20 protein-coding genes and 1 pseudogene are annotated in these 22,762 nt (G+C 36.6%); 17 read left to right on the plus strand and 4 right to left on the minus strand.

Going from position 1 to position 22,762, the window contains the following annotated elements:
- Nucleotides 1-319: 319 nt before the first annotated feature.
- From H6F39_RS14515 to H6F39_RS14550, 8 genes are all read left to right on the plus strand, one after another.
- Nucleotides 320-811 carry a DUF2141 domain-containing protein gene (locus tag H6F39_RS14515; protein WP_137907132.1) on the plus strand — a complete coding sequence of 164 codons (492 nt, stop codon included), beginning with the start codon at nucleotides 320-322 and terminating at the stop codon, nucleotides 809-811.
- 651 nt (nucleotides 812-1,462) lie between these two features.
- Nucleotides 1,463-2,191, plus strand: coding sequence for a serine O-acetyltransferase (gene cysE, locus H6F39_RS14520; protein WP_190372036.1), 729 nt, complete (start codon nucleotides 1,463-1,465; stop codon nucleotides 2,189-2,191).
- Between the two features lie 31 nt (nucleotides 2,192-2,222).
- Entirely contained in the window at nucleotides 2,223-2,480 is a 258-nt protein-coding gene (locus tag H6F39_RS14525) for an Asr1405/Asl0597 family protein (protein WP_035367753.1), read from the plus strand.
- 210 nt (nucleotides 2,481-2,690) lie between these two features.
- Nucleotides 2,691-2,888 (plus strand): DUF2949 domain-containing protein, encoded by a 198-nt coding sequence (locus H6F39_RS14530; RefSeq protein WP_028083314.1) that lies wholly within the window; start codon nucleotides 2,691-2,693, stop codon nucleotides 2,886-2,888.
- A 358-nt stretch (nucleotides 2,889-3,246) separates the two neighbouring features.
- A complete protein-coding gene (gene nifV / locus H6F39_RS14535; RefSeq protein ID WP_137907130.1) occupies nucleotides 3,247-4,377 on the plus strand; it encodes a homocitrate synthase in 1,131 nt (376 codons plus the stop codon).
- A complete protein-coding gene (locus H6F39_RS14540; protein ID WP_028083316.1) occupies nucleotides 4,367-4,654 on the plus strand; it encodes a nitrogen fixation protein NifZ in 288 nt (95 codons plus the stop codon). The genes nifV and H6F39_RS14540 overlap by 11 nt, the downstream gene beginning before the upstream one ends.
- A complete protein-coding gene (nifT, locus tag H6F39_RS14545; RefSeq protein ID WP_190372034.1) occupies nucleotides 4,629-4,832 on the plus strand; it encodes a putative nitrogen fixation protein NifT in 204 nt (67 codons plus the stop codon). Before H6F39_RS14540 ends, nifT begins: the two co-directional genes overlap by 26 nt.
- A gap of 132 nt (nucleotides 4,833-4,964) precedes the next feature.
- Nucleotides 4,965-5,516 carry a (2Fe-2S) ferredoxin domain-containing protein gene (locus tag H6F39_RS14550; protein WP_190396918.1) on the plus strand — a complete coding sequence of 184 codons (552 nt, stop codon included), beginning with the start codon at nucleotides 4,965-4,967 and terminating at the stop codon, nucleotides 5,514-5,516.
- Between the two features lie 17 nt (nucleotides 5,517-5,533).
- On the opposite strand, the gene H6F39_RS14555 is transcribed toward H6F39_RS14550, so the two are convergent.
- Nucleotides 5,534-7,306 carry a methyltransferase domain-containing protein gene (locus H6F39_RS14555; RefSeq protein WP_137907127.1) on the minus strand — a complete coding sequence of 591 codons (1,773 nt, stop codon included), beginning with the start codon at nucleotides 7,304-7,306 and terminating at the stop codon, nucleotides 5,534-5,536.
- Between the two features lie 685 nt (nucleotides 7,307-7,991).
- Between H6F39_RS14555 and H6F39_RS14560 the strand changes: the two genes are divergently transcribed.
- Complete coding sequence (locus H6F39_RS14560) at nucleotides 7,992-8,315, plus strand: nucleotidyltransferase domain-containing protein (protein ID WP_137907126.1); 324 nt, start codon at nucleotides 7,992-7,994, stop codon at nucleotides 8,313-8,315.
- Between the two features lie 77 nt (nucleotides 8,316-8,392).
- Here the strand turns inward: H6F39_RS14560 and H6F39_RS14565 are convergent, their stop codons facing one another.
- Together H6F39_RS14565 and H6F39_RS14570 are read right to left on the minus strand one after the other, a co-directional pair.
- Nucleotides 8,393-8,692 carry a type II toxin-antitoxin system VapC family toxin gene (locus H6F39_RS14565; protein WP_236097073.1) on the minus strand — a complete coding sequence of 100 codons (300 nt, stop codon included), beginning with the start codon at nucleotides 8,690-8,692 and terminating at the stop codon, nucleotides 8,393-8,395.
- 80 nt (nucleotides 8,693-8,772) lie between these two features.
- Nucleotides 8,773-8,970 (minus strand): hypothetical protein, encoded by a 198-nt coding sequence (locus H6F39_RS14570; RefSeq protein ID WP_137907125.1) that lies wholly within the window; start codon nucleotides 8,968-8,970, stop codon nucleotides 8,773-8,775.
- A 1,389-nt stretch (nucleotides 8,971-10,359) separates the two neighbouring features.
- On the opposite strand from H6F39_RS14570, the pseudogene H6F39_RS14575 reads away from it, so the two are divergent.
- From H6F39_RS14575 to H6F39_RS14605, 7 genes and pseudogenes are all read left to right on the plus strand, one after another.
- Nucleotides 10,360-11,157 (plus strand): annotated as a pseudogene (locus H6F39_RS14575) (formylglycine-generating enzyme family protein); the annotation flags it as partial.
- Nucleotides 11,158-11,806: 649 nt separating this feature from the next.
- Nucleotides 11,807-13,051: an SUMF1/EgtB/PvdO family nonheme iron enzyme gene (locus tag H6F39_RS21205; protein WP_190396920.1), complete on the plus strand. Its 1,245-nt coding sequence runs from the start codon at nucleotides 11,807-11,809 to the stop codon at nucleotides 13,049-13,051.
- Nucleotides 13,052-14,122: 1,071 nt separating this feature from the next.
- Nucleotides 14,123-15,712, plus strand: coding sequence for an AAA family ATPase (locus tag H6F39_RS14585; RefSeq protein ID WP_190396921.1), 1,590 nt, complete (start codon nucleotides 14,123-14,125; stop codon nucleotides 15,710-15,712).
- Nucleotides 15,713-15,799: 87 nt separating this feature from the next.
- A complete protein-coding gene (locus tag H6F39_RS14590; protein WP_190396922.1) occupies nucleotides 15,800-16,174 on the plus strand; it encodes a DUF1257 domain-containing protein in 375 nt (124 codons plus the stop codon).
- Nucleotides 16,175-16,374: 200 nt separating this feature from the next.
- A complete protein-coding gene (locus tag H6F39_RS14595) occupies nucleotides 16,375-16,587 on the plus strand; it encodes a DUF2997 domain-containing protein (protein ID WP_137907118.1) in 213 nt (70 codons plus the stop codon).
- A gap of 185 nt (nucleotides 16,588-16,772) precedes the next feature.
- A complete protein-coding gene (locus H6F39_RS14600; protein ID WP_190396923.1) occupies nucleotides 16,773-17,324 on the plus strand; it encodes a nucleotide exchange factor GrpE in 552 nt (183 codons plus the stop codon).
- Nucleotides 17,325-17,645: 321 nt separating this feature from the next.
- Entirely contained in the window at nucleotides 17,646-19,232 is a 1,587-nt protein-coding gene (locus H6F39_RS14605; protein ID WP_190396924.1) for an Hsp70 family protein, read from the plus strand.
- 134 nt (nucleotides 19,233-19,366) lie between these two features.
- Here the strand turns inward: H6F39_RS14605 and H6F39_RS14610 are convergent, their stop codons facing one another.
- Nucleotides 19,367-20,776, minus strand: a complete 1,410-nt coding sequence (locus H6F39_RS14610; RefSeq protein WP_190396925.1) for a 1-acyl-sn-glycerol-3-phosphate acyltransferase — start codon at nucleotides 20,774-20,776, stop codon at nucleotides 19,367-19,369.
- 131 nt (nucleotides 20,777-20,907) lie between these two features.
- Between H6F39_RS14610 and H6F39_RS14615 the strand changes: the two genes are divergently transcribed.
- Nucleotides 20,908-22,716 carry a proline--tRNA ligase gene (locus H6F39_RS14615; RefSeq protein WP_190396926.1) on the plus strand — a complete coding sequence of 603 codons (1,809 nt, stop codon included), beginning with the start codon at nucleotides 20,908-20,910 and terminating at the stop codon, nucleotides 22,714-22,716.
- Nucleotides 22,717-22,762 lie beyond the last annotated feature (46 nt).

Here is a 22,762-nt window from a genome sequence, read left to right on the forward strand (position 1 = left end):
TTCCTCAATATGGGCTGCAACTATTTTTTCTCGGAGATCCACTGAATATGCTTTCATGACAGTATTATCTTTATTATTACTAACTGTACCTCATAACTTCGGAAACTGCTGTAATACCATTTGCCTACTTGTCAAGTAATTTTTATGTCACCACATCAGACTTTAATCCCCATGATTTTTAATATCTTCTTAGTTCCTGTTATACTTGTAAAAGTGATGTTTTTGTAGCTATTACAGAATCGTAAAATCTACATTGACAAGATGGCTGGATAAAATATTATAAAATATTAGTTCTATTTAATGGAGGGTAAATTAGTTAATGAAAGAACAGTTAAAAATCGCCTTGCGGAAAGCATCAAGTCAGGGACTAATAGTGTTACTTCCTATTTTGGGAAGTTTCCTATTTTTAACTAGTGCGAGTGCCAATTTTAATGGTAATTTGACGATTAATGTGGCAGGCATAAAAAACCAATCTGGAAAAATTTGTGCTAGTCTTTTTTCTGGAAGTAAGGGATTTCCTAGTGATAGTGAAAAAGCTGTACAATCCGAATGTATCAAGATCACAGAAAATCCTCAAAAACTGAGTTTTAAGAACTTAAAACCAGGGAATTATGCCGTTGCTTTAATTCATGATGCTAATGAAGATGGTATGATGAATACTAATTCTTTTGGTATTCCCGTAGAAGGTTTTGGGTTTTCTAACAATCCAGCAATTCTGACAGGTCCACCTAAATTTAATCAAGCGGCTGTTTTGGTAGCAGGTTCAAATACTGATCTTCAAATCAAAATGCAATATCTTTTGGGTCGTTGATTTACAACAAGTTCAGCTTGAGTGAGGTAGACCTTATGCGGGCAAGATGCCCGCACCACAAGAGTTTTATCATTAATATCTGTACTTTGTGAATACCGGTAACTGCTGTATGTTGATGTAAATATTGGCGTTGCATAATAGCGGTATGAATTTAGCAACGCCTAAATATTCTGAGGTCATTATTGATAATGCTTGGAAATTTTGTATACCCAGCTACAGCTAACAAACCATAAAACAAAATAAAGAAATCCAACTTTCATCTCGCAAACCCATAAAATAATAATAGTATTAGGTAATACATAAAAACTATATTTACTGTCATCAAAGCAACGATTCTGAAGCAATGAGTACAACTGAATATATCTGAAAATATCTTACCTAAATAGCTGCAAAGTCTTACAGGTTAAGGGATTTGTTTTGAGTACAAAAATGCTGTATCCCTCAACCAAAAATACCAGTACCCCTATCATAAAAAGCTAGTACCCCTACCCCAACAGAAAATGTAAAGTTCTGTTAAAGAGGGGTTTAAACCCATTGAGTACAAAGGTAATAAATTTAATAAATCTAATCTGCGTTACTAATTTTGTCCCTTGGAAAGTTATCTGATATAAGCATGAAAACACTACAGGATCTTTTCACCTCACAGTATCAATGCACCAGTCTTTAAACAGTATCAGTAAAACCGAAAATGTCAATACAAAGCTGAAAAAACATGAACCTTCTGGACTATTTTTAGAACCGTTAATTAGTGATTTTCGGATGATTTTTGAGCGTGATCCAGCCGCTTCTAATTGGTTAGAGGTGATATTTTGTTATCCTGGGTTTCATGCCCTTTGTTTACATCGTCTTGCCCATTGGTTACACCTCCATAAAGTGAGTTTTATTCCTCGGTTTATCTCCCATTGGGGACGGTTTTTGACAGGAATTGAGATTCACCCAGGGGCAAAAATTGGCAAAGGCGTATTTATTGATCATGGTATGGGTGTGGTAATTGGTGAAACTGCGATTATCGGAGATTATGCTCTTATTTATCAGGGTGTAACATTGGGAGGAACTGGTAAAGAAAGCGGTAAACGTCATCCTACTTTAGGTGATAATGTTGTCGTCGGTGCCGGTGCGAAAGTATTAGGAAATATTCAAATTAGCGATCGCGTTCGTATTGGTGCAGGTTCAATTGTCTTGAGTGATGTGCCTCCAGATGCCACTGTAGTCGGCGTTCCGGGAAGGATTATTTCTCGTAAGTCGAATAACCACATTTCACCCTTAGAACATGACAAATTACCCGATCTAGAAGCAGGTGTAATTCGTTCTTTACTTTCTCGGATTGACCAACTGGAAAAACAAATACAAATTCTCACAAATCATCATCAAGATGATTAATCAAGTCAACTTTATCCAGTTTGAATTACTCATGCCACACAATTGTAATTTTTTAAATATTGGTGAACAAATTTTGCAAATTCCTCTGGGTGATAGATGGTGTATTTATCACCGTTTGCAAGAGTTAATGATTTCTTGTTCCTGTCCCCCGGATGGGTCTTTGCGTATCCAAGTGAATAACCTTCAAGAAGCGATTCTAGTTCGTAGTACATTAATGCAATTTTTTGCTTCTCGTCATCAATTAGTGACATGGTTAGAGAATTGTTTGTGTAACGGTGTGGAGTTTTGATCAGTATGAATGATGACTATTAATGATTTTGGGAATATCTAATCAAAAGCATATCAATCCTAAGTCATTGTTCGCTCACAAACTATCTTGCATATTCAAGATAATTCACCTAAGCTTAGGTTCACCCAGTTTGCTCAAACTAAAATAATTAGTCATTGCTTATGGGAATAACTTGTACTTTATATTGATTTCGATTGTCAATGTCCAATTATGGTGATTAATAGTAGTAATAAGAAGTTATTGCAATTCCTACAAAAAGAACTAGCACTTTCCACCGCTGATATTGCAGTAGCAACGCGACACCCTGAATTTAATCATTGTCCTTTACCGATGCTGCTTTGGCAATATGGTTTAGTGGATTTACAGCAATTAGACAGAATTTTTGATTGGCTTGCAGAACATTCTTAGTGAAGGTAGATGAAAAATTATCAGTGAACATCAGAGGTAAAATTATGATTACTAGCTTCATTGCTGGCTTGAGTATGTTATTTTTTACAGGATTTGTTAATGTTTATCTGGGTTATTGGCTGCTGACAAAATCCACAAATAATACCACCAAAAATATTTGAGCAGTGATACCAGTTTTTGGTTTCATACCATACAGATGCAACGGAAATATTGGAGTAATAATTAAGGATCGTAAATCATGATTCATGATTTATTCGCTCAATCAAGTATTTATTGCACATCTACCCTTACTCAGACCTTACTCAGAATTGTAGCGAACAAGGATATTACAAAAAAACTCCGCTAGAGGGATGTTAAAATGTATCAAATCATGATTAATGATACGACATTACGCGATGGAGAACAAGCGGCAGGTGTTGCTTTTAACTTAGAGGAAAAAGTAGCGATCGCTCAATTCTTAGATACCATTGGTGTCCATGAATTAGAAGTAGGAATTCCCGCCATGGGAGAGGAAGAAATTCGCGCCATTGTTGCCATTCGTAACTTAGATTTACAAGCTAAATTATTAGGTTGGAATCGCGCTGTATTATCAGATATAAAAGCTTCTATAGCCTGTGGATTGCAGCGAGTACATATTGCTATTCCTGTATCTGGAGTACAAATTGCGGCTAAATTTCATGGTCAATGGCGAGTAAGTTTACAAAGACTAAAAGACTGTATTAGCTTTGCATTAGATGAAGGTCTTTGGGTATCAGTTGGTGGCGAAGATTCTTCTAGAGCAGATGAAAATTTTCTCCAAGATGTTGCGTTATTATCCCAAGAATGGGGAGCGTCACGGTTTCGTTTTTGTGATACAGTTGGGGTACTTGATCCCTTCAGCACTCACATAAAAGTTCAGCGTTTAGTATCAACCCTATCAATTCCTATTGAGATTCACACCCATAATGATTTTGGACTAGCAACTGCTAACGCCTTAGCCGGAATCAAAGCTGGTGCTATGTCTGTAAATACCACCGTTAATGGATTAGGAGAAAGAGCCGGAAATGCAGCCCTAGAGGAAGTAATTATGGCTCTCAAATGTATCTACGGTGTTGATTTAGAAATTAAAACTCAACACTTGTTAAAACTATCTCAATTAGTTGCTAGAGCTTCCGGTGCTAACGTTCAACCTTGGAAAGCAATTGTGGGTGAAAATACCTTTGCTCATGAGTCTGGTATTCATGCTCATGGTGTACTCCAAAACCCCATTACTTATGAACCATTTTCCCCTGAAGATGTGGGCTGGGAACGGCGTTTAGTCATAGGTAAACACTCTGGCCGCCATTCATTATCTAACTTATTAGAACAGCATGGAATCTTTCTTGATTCTCAAGAAACCCAAGCTATTTTGGATATAGTTCGTCAACAATCAATTCTCAAAAAACGTAGTCTCACTACAGAAGAATTATTAAATTTAGTCAGCGAAAAAAGGTATTCCCATGCAACGTGATGAAATAGAACTGAACTCGCAACCTATTTTTGAAATTGGTCAAAAAGTCCGAGTTAAGAAACTAATCAAAAACGATGGAACTTTTCCTGGTCGAGAAATTGGGGAAGTTTTAGCAAGAATTGGTGATGTGGGTTATGTATCCAGTATCGGCACATTTTTGCAAGCTTATTATATCTATGCTGTACATTTTTTGGAAACAGGGTACATCATCGGTTGTCGAAAAAGAGAACTAGAATCTGCTGAGGAAAAACATGAGAGTAATGTTGCGAATGAATGATGCTGGTACTTTAGTTGTCTATGTCGCTAAAAAAGACTTAGAAGAAGAAGTAGTCAAACAAACAGATAGTGAAACAGGTAAAATTTTGACTTTAGCTAATGGTTGGGAATTAGAATTTAGTGAAATACCAGATAAAAGCTGTTTACCTTTAACTGTGGAAGCTAAACGTCTTTCTTAAAAACTGAGAAAATATCAAGAAGGTAAAAGTTAGAAATCTCTTTTTTCCTCTTCCTTCTTGCTGGTAATTATCAATATTACCCCAGTAAAATGGGGTTTATTATTTTCTTTTACAAAGGTTGAGTTATTGAAAATGAGTGAAAAATATCTGACATTATCGGAATTAAATATTGAGGGACAATTTTTAGGATTTGTGGGTAAGGAAACAGGTAAATGTAAACATTTACGGTTGGGAATTGGCTCAGGAAATATCAAAATCAAAATTCCTAAAAATTTACGTTGTTCTCTCGGTTCATCTTTATTACCTGGTGAACAAATTCGCATTAATGCTATTAGTAAATTAAACCCCCACAGCCATAAGCTAAAACTCCAAGCTGATCACATCCAAGCGGTTGGTTTTTGTCCTCTGAAAAATCCCCTTCCTCAACCTAAAGCCAAGATTATGGTATGTCAAAAATCTGGTTGTTTGAAACGAGGTGGAAAGGGTTTATTATCAGAGTTAGAAAAAACGTTGGGCGATCGCGGTTTATCTGATCAAGTCATAATTGAACATACTGATTGTCAAAAACGCTGTAGTAGCGCCCCTAATTGTGTTTTAATGTTAGGTAAAAAGCAATACAATAAAGTTCATCCAGAAGCGATCGCCTCTTTGTTAGAGAATCATTTAAGTTGTCAAACCCCATAGCTTAAAAACTGAGTGAGTTACTTAAATAGTTCCGGCACTCGTATTGCCAACTCTTGATTTAACCTGGGTAAATCTTCGCACATTTGCAGATACCAATTGCGCCGCTGCCGATAATGTTGAGACAATAAACGATGGTCTTTGACCCATTGGTAAGCATTCTTGGCTAATTGCTGCTGCCACACCGTATCCTTGATTAATTGCCGTAGTTTTGTTTCAAACTCTAATTCTGAACGGTAAATCAAACCTGTCTGTCCTTCGATAATAGAGTTTTCATACACAGTAGGACTCGCTAAAACTGTGACACCATGACCAGCACACTCAATGAATTTTAGATCCGATTTCATACTATTAAATCGGTTAAAATTCAGTGGAAGCAAAGCAATATCACACTCTTTCATTAATTCCTGATATCGTTCGTAAGCACAGAAAGGTTCTAACTGTTTTTGTGAAGTTGCTAAAGCATCAAAAAATTTCTGGTCATAAATAACTTGTACAGAAACAGTTTCTGGATAGTCAGCTAAAACCCGATTTAAGGCTGGCATAATTACCGACCAATCTTCTTCTCGATTGATTGCGCCAAAAAACAGCCTGATAGTACCATCTGTTTTGTATTCCCTTGGTGGTGGTAAATGAGCCAGTTGATTTTGAAAAACCACAACATTGGGATTAATTTGGCGCAAAAATTCTGCTATTGGCTCCGTTGAAGTTTGGATACAGTGACAAGCTTTATAAGTAAAAAACTCATTATCTGCATAAGCAGGCCAGCGCATGGGGTCATCGTCCATTTCTGCCACAATCAAATAGTTCTGCTGCAGCAGTTTTTGAACTTTAGGAAGATCATCTGGATTTTGCAACAGGCCGCGTTGCCAAATAAATACTTTTTCTTCTCCTGGTTGGGAGATATCCAAATCAGCAGTTTTTACTGTTGATACAGTGCGGATACCAGGAATTGTTAAACTGAGACGATCTGGTTCTAATACCCGCACTCTGTCACAGGCAGCAGGAGCCATCATCATAGTTTGAATTAATAGTCTGCGGGGTGGTTGTTGTGACTTCAACGCCCTAACTACATACTGCAACGCCCCCGTTTGGATGGCAAATTGGGCGGCATCAAGACCTAATGCTTGAACCACTGGGGATAAAATTTGTTGAAATGCCTGATAATTTTCCTCTTTGCGTCCCCGCCTCCGAATTTCATAAATTTGCAACCCGGCTTCGGCAAACCACTTTTTAATACTATTCAAGGTAAAAAAGCGTAAATGGGTACGGTCTAACAATCCTTCATCCTCGTATTCCCAGACACCGCGCAATATTTTGTCAATTAAACTCCAATGTTGGATGTTGGGGATACAAGCTAATATTTGCCCTTCTGGTTTGAGCCAAGCAATATGACGATTTAATACAGCCCAAGGATCTTGCATATGTTCCAGCACATCGCCATAAACAAGACAATCAACGCTATTAAGGTCAATTCCTGTGGCTAACGTGGGGTCGTCCGCATTGCCGACAATAACGCGGTCTAGTCTGGTAGTGGCAATCTCGGCTGCGGTGGGATTTAGTTCTAGCCCAATATATTGACAGTGGGGATTAATCTGTTTGTACTGTGCGCCTAATGCTCCAGCACCACAACCTACCTCGACTATAACCTTAGCATCTGCTGGTAATAATTTTAGTAAGTCTGGATTAATGCGATTGTAATATTCAATAGAGGTTTGAGAATTTTGGTTGATTTGTTGGTTGTGAACTGCTATCTCTGGCTTTGCTAAAGGCAGTTTTTCCTCTTTAACCATTTTTTGAGAGCCTTTTTCAATTTGATTTTGAGTTTAGTATACAATTTAATCGAACTAAGTAGGTTGGTGTTAAAAATAATCGTTATAGCAAGGCAAGGAGCCAAGACTTACGCAACTGGCACCAGCGATCGCTACAGAAGGAAGCGGATGATTTTAAATCAGACCAAATACATTTGAACATCTGGACGTTTTAGTGGCTGAATTAAATAATTAGACAGTAAATTGTGCTTGATTTTATAAATAGTTTGACCTGTTTGATAGGCTAAATTTTTTAATCTCAGCCAAACCAACATAGCACAAGCAAGTTTATAATATTTTGTCATATTTTGTCTGATAGCGAAGCGTGGCGTTAGCCATATCAGGATAACGAGGATTAGATGATTAACAGGATGGTTATTTGATGGTTAATGGCTGGTGTTTATAATATTTTATTTTGTCAGAATCAGGATAACGAGGATTATAGGATTAACAGGATGGTTATTTGATGGTTAATGGCTGGTGTTTATGTATTTATTCTTACATCTCGCTTTAAGAATATTTACTTTTCTCTATCCTAATCATCAACAACTAACGAATAATTAAACAATCACATCCTGTACATCCTGATTCAGAGAATAATATGCTATTTTGAATATAGGATATATCAAAGTAACCATTAACTCAGAGTAATTGTTAATTAACAATTATGCTAAATCAACCTATTTCCACTGTTTTAACCCAAGTACAGCAAAAGTTAAAACAACTTTATGGAGAACAGTTAGAAAAACTAATTTTATATGGTTCACAAGCTAGAGGAACAGCACAACCAGATTCAGATATTGATATTTTAATTGTGTTAAAAGATGTTTTTAACTATTCCCAAGAAAGTGAGAAGATTAGTCAATTAATCGCTGATTTGTGCCTAGAATATAATGTTTTAATCAGTTGTGCCTTTGCTAATTCTGAACAATTAGAAAATTATGATAGTGGTTTTTTTGGTAATGTGAGAAAAGATGGTTTAGTAATTTAGTAATATGAATCTTTGTCAGAATCAGGATATCCAGGATGATAGGATTTACAGGATAAAAGTTATATTTTCCTCCATTATCAATTAATAAAGGGATTTTCAATCTTTAGTCCAGTAATTCCTTTAAAATCACCGACATTTCTTGTTACTAAAAATGCGTCTTGATTTATTGCTGTAGCTGCGATAATTGCATCAGGAAGTTTAATTTTATATTGTCGTTTGATTTGGATTGTCTGATTTTCAATTTCTCGTAACAATGGAACTGTGTTAAACTGGGATAGCAAATCTTCAATAGACTGTTCCTCTTCTTTTGATAAGCCAGTAAAACTCAGTAATTCAATGCGGATAATCGGTGAAATTAAAATTTCGTGCAAATTCAAAAACTCTTCTGTAAACTATGAATTAACTGTTATATCATCGGCTAGATAGTAAATAAAAATATTGGTATCATAAAGATATTTCATTCTTCCCATTCCTGACGCAGAGTATCTAAATGAGCTAACATTGCTGCTTTTTTATGCTTTAAAATTCCTTTAGCTTGAATAATTTTTTGATAGTCTTTTTTCCAATGTGATAGCATTGATTCTGGTACATCTACTGTAATTGAATCTTCATCTTGAGATACAAGATAATGTCTTGGTATTTTGATTAATGGCATAGTTTTATGCTCCTGTTTCTCTCAATTCCGATTGTAACATATTGTCAGAATCAGGATAACCAGGATGAAAGGATTAACAGGATGGTTATTTGATGGTTAATGGCTGGTGTTTATCATATTTTATTTTGTCAGAATCAGGATAACCAGGATTAGAGGATTAACAGGATTGTTATTTGATGGTTAATGGCTGGTGTTTATAATATTTTGTCAGAATCAGGATAACCAGGATTAGAGGATTAACAGGATTGTTATTTGATGGTTAATGGCTGGTGTTTATCATATTTTATTTTGTCAGAATCAGGATAACCAGGATTAACAGGATTAACAGGATGGTTATTTGATGGTTAATGGCTGGTGTTTATCATATTTTATTTTGTCAGAATCAGGATAACCAGGATTAGAGGATTTACAGGATGGTTATTTGATGGTTAATGGCTGGTGTTTATAATATTTTGTCAGAATCAGGATAACCAGGATTAACAGGATTAACAGGATTGTTATTTGATGGTTAATGGCTGGTGTTTATCATATTTTATTTTGTCAGAATCAGGATAACCAGCATGATAGGATTTACAGGATGGTTATTTGATGGTTAATGGCTGGTGTTTATCATATTTTGTCAGAATCAGGATAACCAGGATTAACAAGATTAACAGGATTGTTATTTGATGATTGATAGATGAGATTCATATATTTATTCTTCCATCTCACTTCATAAATATTCACTTTTCTCTATCCTAATCATCAACAGCCAACCAATAATTAAACAATCACATCCCGTACATCCTTAAATCCTGGACATCCTGATATGGCTACGCCACGCTTCGCTATCAGACAATAATCTTCTATCTCACTTCATAAATATTTACTTTTCTCTATCCTAATCATCAACAACTAACGAATAATTAAACAATCACATCCTGTACATCCTCAAATCCTGGACATTATCTCGACTTCGCTCGATAACCACCTGATTCTGACAATCTTAAAATTATGTAAACAAATAACAAAATGCCCTAAATATGCTATTTTAGATACAGCATACATGAAACCAACCATTAACCAATCATGAATCATCCACAACAACCGCGAGAATACGATGCTGTGCTTGGTGGTAATAGTCCATCACTAGAAGGTGCGGCGGTTTTAGGTGGTATTGAAGGGGTAAAATTGCGGTTGCAAAATCCAGATGCAAAGGTGAGAATTGCTGCACTTGAGCAAGCTGTGAATTATGGAGAACAGGGTTTAGATTTAGTAATTGCAGGTTTAAAGGATGAATCTTGGGATATTAAAAATGCGGCTTATTTAATATTAAATAAAAGAACAGAAACAAGAATTAAGGAAATATTAGAAAATCTTAATCAACTAGGTTTTAAACTAGAACAAATTGAAGTAGTCACAACTAACAAATATGGCGAAATTATTCAGCGTCAGCCCTGTGTAGCTAGATATTTTATAGAAGATTTGGGTAATGGTGTGACATTAGAAATGGCTGCAATTCCTGGTGGTACTTTTATGATGGGTTCACCAGAAAATGAAGAGGGAAGAAGGGATGATGAAAGTCCCCAGCATCAAGTTACTGTTCCAGGTTTCTTCATGGGAAAATATCCAGTAACACAGGCACAATATCAAGCTATTATGGGAACTAACCCTTCTTTTTCTAAAGGTAGTAATCGCCCTGTTAAAAGCGTTAGTTGGAATGATGCGGTTAAATTCTGTGAAAAGTTAAGCCAAAGGACAGGAAAAAAATACACCCTACCCAGCGAAGCACAATGGGAGTATGCTTGTAGAGCCGAAACTACCACACCATTTCACTTTGGAGAGACGATTACAACGGATTTAGCTAACTATAATGGTAATTATACTTACGCTTCTGCTCCTAAAGGTAAGTATCGTAGACAAACTACAGATGTAGGCTCTTTTCCCCCTAACGCTTTTGGATTATATGATATGCACGGAAACGTCTGGGAGTGGTGTTTGGATGATTGGGTAAATAGCTATAATAACGCGCCTACAAATGGTAGTGCTGTGACAAGCTCAACTACGTCAAAGCTGCTGCGCGGTGGTTCGTGGGACTTCTATCCTGGGAATTGCCGTTCTGCTGCTCGCTTCAACGACGGCCTCCTCGACGGCTACTACGACTTTATTGGTTTTCGGGTTGTATGTAGTGGTGCGGCGAGGACTTAATAGCACTATGCGCTTTTTCCCTCTTGCTCTTTTCTTGTCTTATCTCTCTCGCACAGCGAGAAAATTTTTTTGTCAGAATCAGGATATCCAGGATTAAAGGATTTACAGGATTGTAATTTGATGATTGATAGATGAGATTCATATATTTATTCTTCTATCTCACTTCATAAATATCTATTTACTTTTCTCTATCCTAATCATCAACAACTGACGAATAATTAAACAATCACATCTTGTACATCCTCAAATCCTGGACATCCTGATATGGCTACGCCACGCTTCGCTATCAGACAATAATCTTCCATCTCACTTCATAAATATTCACTTTTCTCCATACTAATCATCAATAACTAACAAATAATCAAACAATCACATCCTGTACATCCTCAAATCCTGGACATCCTGATTCTAACAATAATCTTCTATCTCACTTCATAAATATTTATTTACTTTCCTCTATCCTAATCATCAACAACTAACGAATAATCAAACAATCACATCCTGTACATCCTCAAATCCTGGACATTATCTCGACTTCGCTCGATAACCACCTGATTCTGACAATCTTAAAATTATGTAAACAAATAACGAAATGCCTTAAATATGCTATTTTAGATACAGCATACATCCAACCAACCATTAACGAATCATGAATCATCCACAACAACCGCGAGAATACGATGCTGTGCTTGGTGGTAATAGTCCATCACTAGAAGGTGCTGCGGTTTTAGGTGGTATTGAAGGGGTAAAATTGCGGTTGCAAAATCCAGATGCAAAGGTGAGAATTGCTGCACTTGAGCAAGCTGTGAATTATGGAGAACAGGGTTTAGATTTAGTAATTGCAGGTTTAAAGGATGAATCTTGGGATATTCAAAATGCGGCTTATTTAATATTAAGTGACAAAACAGAACCAAGAATTAAGCAAATATTACAAGATCCTTATAAACTAGGGTTTAAACTAGAACAAATTGAAGTAGTCACAGTCGACGACGAAGACAACGAATTTGACGACGAATTTGACGACTTTATCTTCAAATCCGATAAAGTCGGCGAATTTCAATATGAAATCGGCGAATATCAATTTATTATTCACCGTCAGCCGCGTATAGCTAGATATTTTATGGAATATTTGGGTAATGGTGTTACTTTGGAAATGGCTGCAATTCCTGGTGGTACTTTTATGATGGGTTCACCAGAAAATGAAGAGGGAAGAAGGGATAGTGAAAATCCTCAACATCAAGTTACTGTTCCAGGTTTCTTCATGGGGAAATATCCAGTAACACAGGCACAATATCAAGCTATTATGGGAACTAACCCTTCTTTTTTTAAAGGTAGTAATCGCCCTGTTGAAAGCGTTAGTTGGCATGATGCGGTTAAATTCTGTGAAAAGTTAAGCCAAAGGACAGGAAAAACCTACAGATTACCTAGTGAAGCTGAATGGGAATATGCTTGTAGAGCGGGAACTACTACACCATTTCACTTTGGAAAGACGATTACAACGCATTTGGCTAACTATAATTACGATAATGGTAACCATAGTTATACTTATGGCGTTGGGAACGATAGTTATATTTATGGCTTTGGGATTGAAGGAATTACAACAGTAGTAGGCAGCTTTGGAGTAGCTAACAATTTTGGATTATATGATATGCACGGCAATGTATCGGAGTGGTGTCAAGATAATTGGCATAGTAACTATAAAGGTGCGCCTACAGATGGAAGCGCATGGTTAAATAATATATCAAGTAGTGATGAATATCTGATGCGCGGTGGTTCGTGCCTCTTCGGTTCTCTTACTTGCCGTTCTGCTTGTCGCTACGACGACTACCTCGCCGACGACGGCAGCTTCTATATTGGTTTTCGGGTTGTATGTAGTGGTGCGGCGAGGACTTAATAGCACTATGCGCTTTTGCCCTCTTGCTCTTTTCTTGTCTTATCTCTCTCGCACAGCGAGAAAAATTTTTTGTCAGAATCAGGATAACCAGGATTATAGGATTGACAGGATTGTTATTTGATGGTTAATGACTGGTGTTTATGTATTTATTCTGACATCTCGCTTCATAAATATTCACTTTCCTCTATCCTAATCATCAACAACTAACGAATAATCAAACAATCACATCCTGTACATCCTCAAATCCTGGACATCCTGATTCTGACAATAATCTTACATCTCACTTCATAAATATTTATTTACTTTTCTCTATCCTAATCATCAACAACTAACGAATAATTAAACAATCACATCCTGTACATCCTCAAATCTTGGACATCCTGATTCTGACAATAATCTTCTATCTCACTTCATAAATATTTATTTACTTTCCTCTATCCTAATCATCAACAACTAACGAATAATCAAACAATCATATCCTGTACATCCTCAAATCCTGGACATCCTGATTCTGACAATAATCTTCTATCTCACTTCATAAATATTTATTTACTTTTCTCTATCCTAATCATCAACAATTAACGAATAATTAAACAATCACATCCCGTACATCCTCAAATCCTGGACATCCTGATTCTGACAATAATCTTCTATCTCACTTCATAAATATTTATTTACTTTTCTCTATCCTAATCATCAACAACTAACGAATAATTAAACAATCACATCCTGTACATCCTCAAATCCTGGATATTATCTCGACTTCGCTCGATAACCACCTGATTCTGACAATCTTAAAATTATGTAAACAAATAACGAAATGTCCTAAATATGCTATTTTAAATACAGCATACATCAAACCAACGATTAACGAATCATGAATAATAACAACTAACCAATAATCAAACAATCACATCCTGTACATCCTCAAATCTTGGTTATTATCTCGACTTCGCTCGATAACCACCTGATTCTGACAAAAAATTTTCTTCTTTGCGTCTTTGCTCCTTTGCGACTTGGCGCGAAATAAAAACCCAATAAACTAACAACTAATCCCCCTATTTATACATAATGAATAACCCCCATCAACAACTACTCCAACAAATAGACCTCATGCTTCGCGCCCGCTATCCCCTACTATATATAGTCGGAGTCGAAGAAGAACCAATAGAACAAGTCCTCCAACAACTCACCCAAATATCCCAGACACCACGACAACTATTATTATGGGATATCGTCACCGGTTGGGATGATAATGGAAGTGATAAAGGTTCAGTCATGGGTGCATTATCAAGAATTACCAAAACCTCAGAAAATACAACCACAATTTTTGTATTGCGAGACATACATTTTATCCTCAAAAACTCCGAAACAGAAAAAAATGCTCCCGTAATTCGGGCTATCAAAAACCTCACCCGTCAACTGAAACGCACACGCCAAACTCTCATCCTCACTAGTCATATATTAACCATTCCTCCAGAATTACAAGAAGAAGTTACAGTTATTGATTTTCCCTTACCCAACATCGAAGAAATTGATTATTTAATTCAGCAATTAATAGTCCCGGAAAAACTTAACTTAAATGGACTAGGAAAAGAACAATTAATCAAAGCCTGTCAAGGATTAAGTCGGGCGAGAATTAGAAGAGTTTTAGCCGCCGCTTTAGCAGCCAAAGGACAAGTTAACGAAACAGATATTGATAGAGTTTTAGAAGAGAAAAAACAAGCAGTTAAACAAACCGGAATTTTAGAATTTTACACGGCCAATGAATCATTAAAAAACGTCGGTGGCTTGGAAAATCTCAAACAGTGGGTAAGAATGCGTCAAGATGCTTTTACCGAAGAAGCACGACGTTATGGAATACCCAACCCCAAAGGCGTTTTATTAGTAGGAATCCAAGGCACAGGTAAATCATTATCGGCTAAAACTATCGCCCACGAATGGCGTTTACCATTGTTACGTTTGGACGTGGGGAGATTATTTGGGGGTATAGTGGGAGAAAGTGAAAGTCGCATTCGGCAAATGATACAATTAGCAGAAGCAATATCACCTTGTGTATTATGGATGGATGAAGTAGATAAGGCTTTTGGTAATATTAATAGTGGTACAGATGGTGACTCTGGAACATCGCGCCGGGTATTTGGTACACTCATTACCTGGATGCAAGAAAAAACTAGTCCGGTGTTTATGGTGGCTACTGCTAATAATGTGCAAATATTACCAGCGGAGTTATTAAGGAAAGGGCGATTTGATGAAATATTCTTTTTAAATTTACCTACGGAAAAAGAACGCCATGATATTTTTAAAGTCCACTTGCAAAAAATCCGTCCTTCCCGACTGCGAGAATTTGATTTACAGAAACTTGCAAGTCATAGCGAAAATTTTAGCGGTGCGGAAATTCAACAGGTAATTATTGATGGTATGCACCGCGCTTTTGGTAGTTTAATTGATGGTAATAGGCGGGATTTTAGCACGGAAGATATTTTAGCTGCGGTATCGGAAACTGTTCCTTTGGCGGCTATTGCTAAGGAACAAATTACTAGTTTAAAACGCTGGGCTGCGGAAGCTGGCGCAAGAACGGCTTCTATTGATACGCTGTTAATTGAGGAGTTGAAGGTTTATTCTCAGCAGCAGGGTTTGGGTCCTTTGGAGGTGGATTAAATTCAATATTTTTTTAACGAACCACAGAGGCACAGAGGACGCGGAGGGAAGAGGTTTTGGAGAGTTTTTTATAGGAGTTGATTTTTTATGTCTCATTTTACAACTATCAAGGTGCAAATTAAGCAGGGTGAAGTTTTGCTTGAGGTTTTGCAGGAGTTGGGTTATCAGGTTGAACAAAATACTCAGGTTCGGGGTTATATGGGTGATAAAACTAATGCTGAGTATGTGATTAAGCAAGCTAATGGTTATGATTTGGGTTTTCGTCAAAATGGAGAAGGTTATGAGTTAGTGGCTGATTTTTGGGGTGCGAAAATTAATCAGCAGGAGTTTGTTAATCATATTAGTCAAAGATACGCTCATAAAACTTTGATGGAAACAATTCAAACTGAGGGTTTTAATGTGGAGGAAGAGGAAGTTTTAGCAGATGGTACGCTGCGGGTTATTGTTGGTAGATGGGTTTAAATAAGAATAAATAAGATCCCTGACTTCTTTTTAATATAGAACTTACGCAAGATATAACTGAAACCCTGATTATTTCCTAGGGGTAATTCATGAATTACCCCTACTTTCTTTCTATTTTGCGTAAGTCTTGTAATATTTTATCAATCAATGATTAAATAAGATAAGAAGTCGGGGACCTCAGGACAAAAGGAAAAATCATTATGGCTGAATATCAAAAGATTGAATATCGCATTGGTAAAGATGGTAAAGTTGTGGAACGGGTTTTAAATGTCACTGGTTCTAGTTGTGTGGAAACAACAAAGGGGTTAGAAAAATCTTTAGGTGAAATAGAATCTCAGGAATTGTTACCGGAATATTATCAAGATGATGAGTTAATGACAATTTCCGAAAATCAATCTTTACAACAACAATAATTCCTCTATAAGTAGGGTGTATTAGCGATAGCGTAATGCACCATCTCCATTTATTACGTTATTACGGTGCGTTACGGTTTGCACCTAACGCACCCTACAATATACTATCTCCATTTATTACGGTGCGTTACGGTTTGCACCTAACGCACCCTACAATATATTCTGTATTGGACTAAAAAAACAATATGTTAGCACAAATTAATCAAGTCGCTTTTGCTGTAATTCTCGTAATCATTGTTTATCTTATTCTGCGGTTTTTATTCCCAGCAAATAATCAAGATATACCTATTAATAATGAATCTGTAACTTCTCCAGACACAGAACAGAAGATTAAAGAGTTAGAATTTCAATGTCAACGACTCAGGGAGGAATTAAAACAACAATCTCAACAATTACAAACTGATTTTCAACAGGAAACTTTTACCCACTTACAAACTTTACTCGCTAACTATCCCACAGTTAAAAAAATGGCTTTAGCTAAACCAGAGTTACCAGCTAAAAACCTGGTTTCTCTATTTACATCTTTAGATAATCTAATTACCAATTGGGGTTATACTGTTATTGGGGAAACTTGGGAACAGGTTAATTATAATCCCCAATTACATCAAGCTGATAGTGATGACATTCAAGAGGGGGAATTAGTCTATATTCGTTTTATTGGTTATCAGGATGGTGATAAAGTTCTCTATCCTGCAAAAGTTAGTCGCACTTTACCAGCAGGGTTTAATAATAATTAAATTATCATACAATTATCATACAATTATTATACAATCTTGTGGGGTGGGCATCCTGCCCGCCCAAATATTTGTTTTATTGGTTATCAGGATGGTGATAAGGTTCTCTATCCTGCAAAAGTTAGTCGCACTTTACCAGCAGGGTTTAATAATAATTAAATTATCATACAATTATCATACAATTATTATACAATCTTGTGGGGTGGGCATCCTGCCCGCCCAAATATACAAATATCATAGCAGGTAAGATGATAATAGCAGGTAAGATGATAATAGCAGGCAAGATGCCTGCTCCACAAGACAACCACAATATGATTAATAATTATGACAACTATTGCAATTGATTTTGGTACAAGTAATACTGTAATCAGTATTTTAGAGGCTGATACTCAACAACCTAAAAGTTTACGTTTTCCTAATTTATCCCGTTTGTTTTTGGGTGTCAATCCTGATGGTGAAAGAGTAGAATATCCTGTTATTCCTAGTTTAATGTTTATTAAATCAGGTAATAATATTGTATTAGGTGAAGGTGTGAGAAGTCAACGTTTAGGACTTTCTCAAAGTTATCCTCCTGAACGGTTATTTAAAAAGTTTAAACGCGATTTGGCGGGAGATTATCAACCACCAGCAATCCAAATTGATGGTATAAATTATCATACTGTCTCTGTTTGTGAGTTATTTATGCAAACTATTTGGACAGAAATTAAACAGCAAAATATCGAACCTAGTCATTTGATTTTTACTGTTCCCGTTGGTGCTTTTGAGCGTTATTTAGATTGGTTTCGAGATTTAGGAAAAAAGTTAAATGTTCCAAAGGTATCTATCGTTGATGAATCTACTGCTGCGGCTTTAGGATATGCTATAAAACATCCTGGTAAGTTAATTTTAGTAGTAGATTTTGGTGGGGGAACTCTTGATTTAAGTTTAGTGAGAACTGTTGCAAATTCTGATAATAATGGAAATTTAAGTGCTGAGGTTTTAGCTAAGTCGGAAGCATACATAGGTGGGGAAGATATTGATGTTTGGATAGTTGATGATTATTTACGTTCTCAAAATTTAACAGCGGAACAAGTAGGAAAAATTGGTTATCAGAATTTATTAGAAATTGCTGAACGGTTAAAGATTCAATTATCAAAAAATCAATCTGTGGCTGAAAGTTGGTTTGATGATGAATCTTTTATGTCCTATGAGTTAAAGATTAATCGTGAAAAATTAGAGGAAATTTTAGAATATAGACAGTTTTTACAACAGTTACGAAATACTTTAGATGAGGTTTTAGCTTCTGCTTTGCGAAAGGGTATTAGTAAAAATGATATTGAACAGGTTTTATTGGTGGGAGGAAGTTGTTTAATTCCCGCAGTTCAACAACTAATTATATCTTATTTTGGTAAAGCTAAGGTAAAACTAAATAAACCTTTTGATGCTGTCTCTCATGGTGCATTAGCAATAACGCAGATTACCGAAATAGATGATTTTTTACGTCATAGTTACGCAATTCGTTTATGGGAAAGTTACAGCAAAAGTTATATTTATCATCGACTATTTACTAAAGGTGACAAATATCCTTGTCAACGTCAAGAATGGTTAACTTTACAAACAGCAAATAATGGACAAACAGAAATTCGTTTAGATATTGGTGAATTAGCTGATATGACACAAACGGAAATAGCTTTTGATGCTTGGGGAAGAATGACTTCTAGCACTCTTCAACATCAAGAAAGTTACCGTTCTCTAGATACTCAACATCAACAGGTATGTGTTGCTAAACTTAACCCACCAGGTGAGGCAGGTATTGATAGAATATCTGTGTTATTTGAGGTAGATTCTCGACGGACTTTATTAGCAACTGTGAAGGATTTATTGAGAGGAGAGATATTAGTTGATAGGGGAGAAATTTATAAATTGAGCTAAAATTATAAGAGAATTATATTCTCATTATACAGCAAGTAGCTTTGAGTGAGATACACTTTATGCGGGCAAGACTTGTACTGAGATTGGTCGAAGTATGCCCGCACCACAAGAGTTTTATTATTAATATCTGTACTTCATAATACCGGGAACTGCTGTATATTAGCCACTGTATCTATCAAACCCTCTAAAACTTGTTGTAAATCACTCGTCAACTCAGCTACACATTGTTTAGCAGCAACTCGACTACTTTTATAAACAGGATAACGTTCAGAAACAGAAATTGGTTCACCCACAGTTATCTTCACCTGCTGCTTACCCAATTGGGGACGATTTAAGGTCATATTTCCCTTAATTTTATTAATCATATCCCATAAAAGTAAAGTCATTTCTGCAAATCTTTCTACCGTTGGTTTTTCGCGGATATAAGTTCCAGAAACAGCTACAAAACTCTCAACTAATCTCATGTGCCACATCCGAAAATTTGCTTCTTCAGCAATTCTATCTCCTAAACTTTTCTCAATGGTTGATATTAATTTAATATCCTTAAAATCTTCCCTAAATATGTAATTCCAACCGGCTTGTTCTACTCGTCTACATCTATCATTCCAATGACCTCTAGATGGTAAATCAAAATATTGTTCTGCAATAAATAAAGCAATATTCATCACAGATTGTAACCGATAAGCTAAAGCCTCATTTCTATCTGTAATTTCCCCATTGGTAATTTTTTGATCTGGTAATTTTTGATGATAGAACTTAGTGTAAAATTGCTCCATTATCCCTAACAAATGTTCGGCTAAACTTAATAATCGGGGATAAAGTACAGTAAAAGTAGCCTCTGTTTTTTCCTGATTTATCAATAAACCACTGGCTGCTTCTAATTCAGTTAATAAATTTGCTATATTATCCCAAGGCTCATTCACATAACTATATTTAATCCCAATTGGTAAAATTAAAACTTCCTCTTCTCTTCCGGCTTTTTGCAAATCCTCTACACACCAAAAACCCATCTGGGCTATACCCGGTTCTAAAGGACTAATAATCTCTGATAAACCATTTGTACCACCTTCCGGCGCAGCAGCCATGGGAAACTGACCATTAATATACAAATCTCGCGCAGAACGCAACCCAGTCCAGTCAGCTTTACCACGTTGAATGGGAGTTCCCCCCAAATGGGAAATGACCCAACCTACATGATCTCCTGCCCAGAGGGGAATGCCCCGATCATAGATAAAATGAGCATGAGGTGGATATTGTAGCTGTATACCCCCAATTCGTGCTACTTTAGGCAAGATTTGGGACAGTAAATAAGTTAAACAAAGCGGGTCTGCTGTTTGCGGATGACGAAATGCTAACATAAACCGGATTTTACCATCCTGAAATCGTTGATAGCAATTGGCTAAAGTTTCAACGTTGTTTGCTTCAATGTTGCTAATGGGTGTTTTCCACTGCATCCAGTTAGGTAAAACTAAATGTACCAATTTTAACAATAAAGGGTTAAAAGCTGGCGGGATAAATTCTAAAGGTGGTTGGGCTTGATACATTTTATTGGTAATAGGTAATGGGTAATAGGTAATAGATAAACATTTTCTGCACCCTGTTCCCTATTTTCTTCTGACGTGGAAACATTTTAAACCTACGCGATTTGAAAAGTTAGTAAGTAAAGGTAAAAACAATGCGATTATCACAGATGTTATTTGTTACACTAAGAGATGATCCGGCTGATGCGGAAATCCCTAGCCATAAATTACTACTCCGTGCTGGTTATATCCGTCGCATTGGTAGTGGGATTTATGCTTATCTTCCCCTAATGTGGCGAGTTTTGCAAAAGGTTTCTCAAATTGTGCGCGAAGAAATGAATGCTACTGGCGCACAAGAATGTTTATTACCGCAGTTACAACCGGCGGAATTATGGCAAGAGTCGGGAAGATGGGATACTTATACTAAGGCTGAAGGAATTATGTTTTCTTTGGTTGATAGAAGAGAACAACAATTAGGATTAGGTCCAACTCATGAGGAAGTAATTACTACTGTTGCCCGTGATATGATTCGTTCATATCGTCAATTACCTGTACATTTATATCAAATCCAAACTAAATTTCGTGATGAAATTCGTCCCCGGTTTGGTTTAATGCGCGGACGAGAGTTTATTATGAAGGATGGTTATTCTTTCCATGCTGATGAGGAAAGTTTGCAGAAAACTTACCGGGAAATGTATACTGCTTATAGTAATATGTTGCGGCGTTCTGGTTTAGCTTTTCGGGCTGTGGAAGCTGATTCTGGGGCTATTGGTGGTTCTGGTTCGACGGAGTTTATGGTGTTAGCAGATGCAGGAGAAGATGAGGTTCTCTATACTGAAGATGGTAAATATGCAGCCAATGTAGAAAAAGCGGTTTCTTTACCAGCAGCAGCGGAAATTTCACTTTTTACAAGTTACGAGCAACGGGAAACTCCGGGAACTGATACTATTGAAAAACTTTGTAGTTTCTTAAAATGTTCTTCTACCCAAGTGGTCAAAAACGTTTTATATCAAACTGTTTATGATAATGGTTTAACGGTTTTGGTGTTGATTAGTATTCGTGGAGATCAGGAAATTAATGAAGTTAAGTTACAAAATGAATTAACTAAATTAGCTCCTGGATTTGGTGCTAAAACGATTCTAACTTTAACTGTACCAAATGTTGAAGCTCAAGGAACATGGCAAGCTAAATCTTTACCTTTAGGTTATATTGCACCAGATATTAGTGATGATTATATTGGGGTTAATAAACAGGTAAATTCTCAGTTTGTCCGGTTGGTAGATAAAACTGCTGTGGAGTTAAAGAACTTTGTCACTGGTGCTAATACCAGCGGTTTCCACGTGGTTGGTGCAAATTGGGGTGAGCAATTTACATTACCTGCGATAACCGTAGATGTTCGTAAGGCTAGACCAGGCGATCGCTCTGTGCATGACCCAAACCAAAGCCTACAAACAGCTAGAGGCATCGAAGCTGGTCATATTTTCCAACTGGGTACAAAATACTCTCAAGCCATGGGTGCAACTTATACCAATGAACAAGGGGAAGAAAAGCCTTTAGTTATGGGTTGTTATGGTGTGGGTGTGTCACGGTTAGCACAATCAGCGGTAGAACAATCTTATGATCAAGATGGCATAATTTGGCCAATAGCGATCGCCCCCTATCACGCCATTATCACAATTCCTAACATTAAAGATGCTCAACAAATCGCCGTTGCTGAAAAACTTTACACAGAACTTAATCAAGCAGGAGTAGAAACCTTATTAGATGATAGAGATGAACGAGCGGGTGTTAAATTCAAAGATGCGGATTTAATTGGTATTCCCTTCAGAATTGTCACCGGTCGCGCCATTACAAATGGTAAAGTCGAAATAGTCAAACGCGCAACTCGTGAATCTCAAGAAATAGCCATTGAAGAAGTCGTTAATACATTACAACAATGGATTAAGGACGCAATAGCAGGTTAAGACTCAAACCTTGTGGGGTGGGCATACTTCGACCAATCTCAGTACA

The organism is Dolichospermum sp. FACHB-1250 (genome assembly GCF_014696335.1).
In the GTDB taxonomy this organism is placed as follows: Bacteria; Cyanobacteriota; Cyanobacteriia; order Cyanobacteriales; family Nostocaceae; genus Dolichospermum; species Dolichospermum planctonicum.

What these genes read in the sequence shown, in the direction of transcription:
- H6F39_RS14515 (WP_137907132.1), top strand. Translation starts at nt 320, where the DNA reads ATGAAAGAACAGTTAAAAATCGCCTTGCGGAAAGCATCAAGTCAGGGA.
- cysE (WP_190372036.1), top strand. Translation starts at nt 1,463, where the DNA reads ATGCACCAGTCTTTAAACAGTATCAGTAAAACCGAAAATGTCAATACA.
- H6F39_RS14525 (WP_035367753.1), top strand. Translation starts at nt 2,223, where the DNA reads ATGCCACACAATTGTAATTTTTTAAATATTGGTGAACAAATTTTGCAA.
- H6F39_RS14530 (WP_028083314.1), top strand. Translation starts at nt 2,691, where the DNA reads ATGGTGATTAATAGTAGTAATAAGAAGTTATTGCAATTCCTACAAAAA.
- nifV (WP_137907130.1), top strand. Translation starts at nt 3,247, where the DNA reads ATGTATCAAATCATGATTAATGATACGACATTACGCGATGGAGAACAA.
- H6F39_RS14540 (WP_028083316.1), top strand. Translation starts at nt 4,367, where the DNA reads ATGCAACGTGATGAAATAGAACTGAACTCGCAACCTATTTTTGAAATT.
- nifT (WP_190372034.1), top strand. Translation starts at nt 4,629, where the DNA reads ATGAGAGTAATGTTGCGAATGAATGATGCTGGTACTTTAGTTGTCTAT.
- H6F39_RS14550 (WP_190396918.1), top strand. Translation starts at nt 4,965, where the DNA reads ATGAGTGAAAAATATCTGACATTATCGGAATTAAATATTGAGGGACAA.
- H6F39_RS14555 (WP_137907127.1), bottom strand. Translation starts at nt 7,306, where the DNA reads ATGGTTAAAGAGGAAAAACTGCCTTTAGCAAAGCCAGAGATAGCAGTT.
- H6F39_RS14560 (WP_137907126.1), top strand. Translation starts at nt 7,992, where the DNA reads ATGCTAAATCAACCTATTTCCACTGTTTTAACCCAAGTACAGCAAAAG.
- H6F39_RS14570 (WP_137907125.1), bottom strand. Translation starts at nt 8,970, where the DNA reads ATGCCATTAATCAAAATACCAAGACATTATCTTGTATCTCAAGATGAA.
- H6F39_RS21205 (WP_190396920.1), top strand. Translation starts at nt 11,807, where the DNA reads ATGAATCATCCACAACAACCGCGAGAATACGATGCTGTGCTTGGTGGT.
- H6F39_RS14585 (WP_190396921.1), top strand. Translation starts at nt 14,123, where the DNA reads ATGAATAACCCCCATCAACAACTACTCCAACAAATAGACCTCATGCTT.
- H6F39_RS14590 (WP_190396922.1), top strand. Translation starts at nt 15,800, where the DNA reads ATGTCTCATTTTACAACTATCAAGGTGCAAATTAAGCAGGGTGAAGTT.
- H6F39_RS14595 (WP_137907118.1), top strand. Translation starts at nt 16,375, where the DNA reads ATGGCTGAATATCAAAAGATTGAATATCGCATTGGTAAAGATGGTAAA.
- H6F39_RS14600 (WP_190396923.1), top strand. Translation starts at nt 16,773, where the DNA reads ATGTTAGCACAAATTAATCAAGTCGCTTTTGCTGTAATTCTCGTAATC.
- H6F39_RS14605 (WP_190396924.1), top strand. Translation starts at nt 17,646, where the DNA reads ATGACAACTATTGCAATTGATTTTGGTACAAGTAATACTGTAATCAGT.
- H6F39_RS14610 (WP_190396925.1), bottom strand. Translation starts at nt 20,776, where the DNA reads ATGTATCAAGCCCAACCACCTTTAGAATTTATCCCGCCAGCTTTTAAC.
- H6F39_RS14615 (WP_190396926.1), top strand. Translation starts at nt 20,908, where the DNA reads ATGCGATTATCACAGATGTTATTTGTTACACTAAGAGATGATCCGGCT.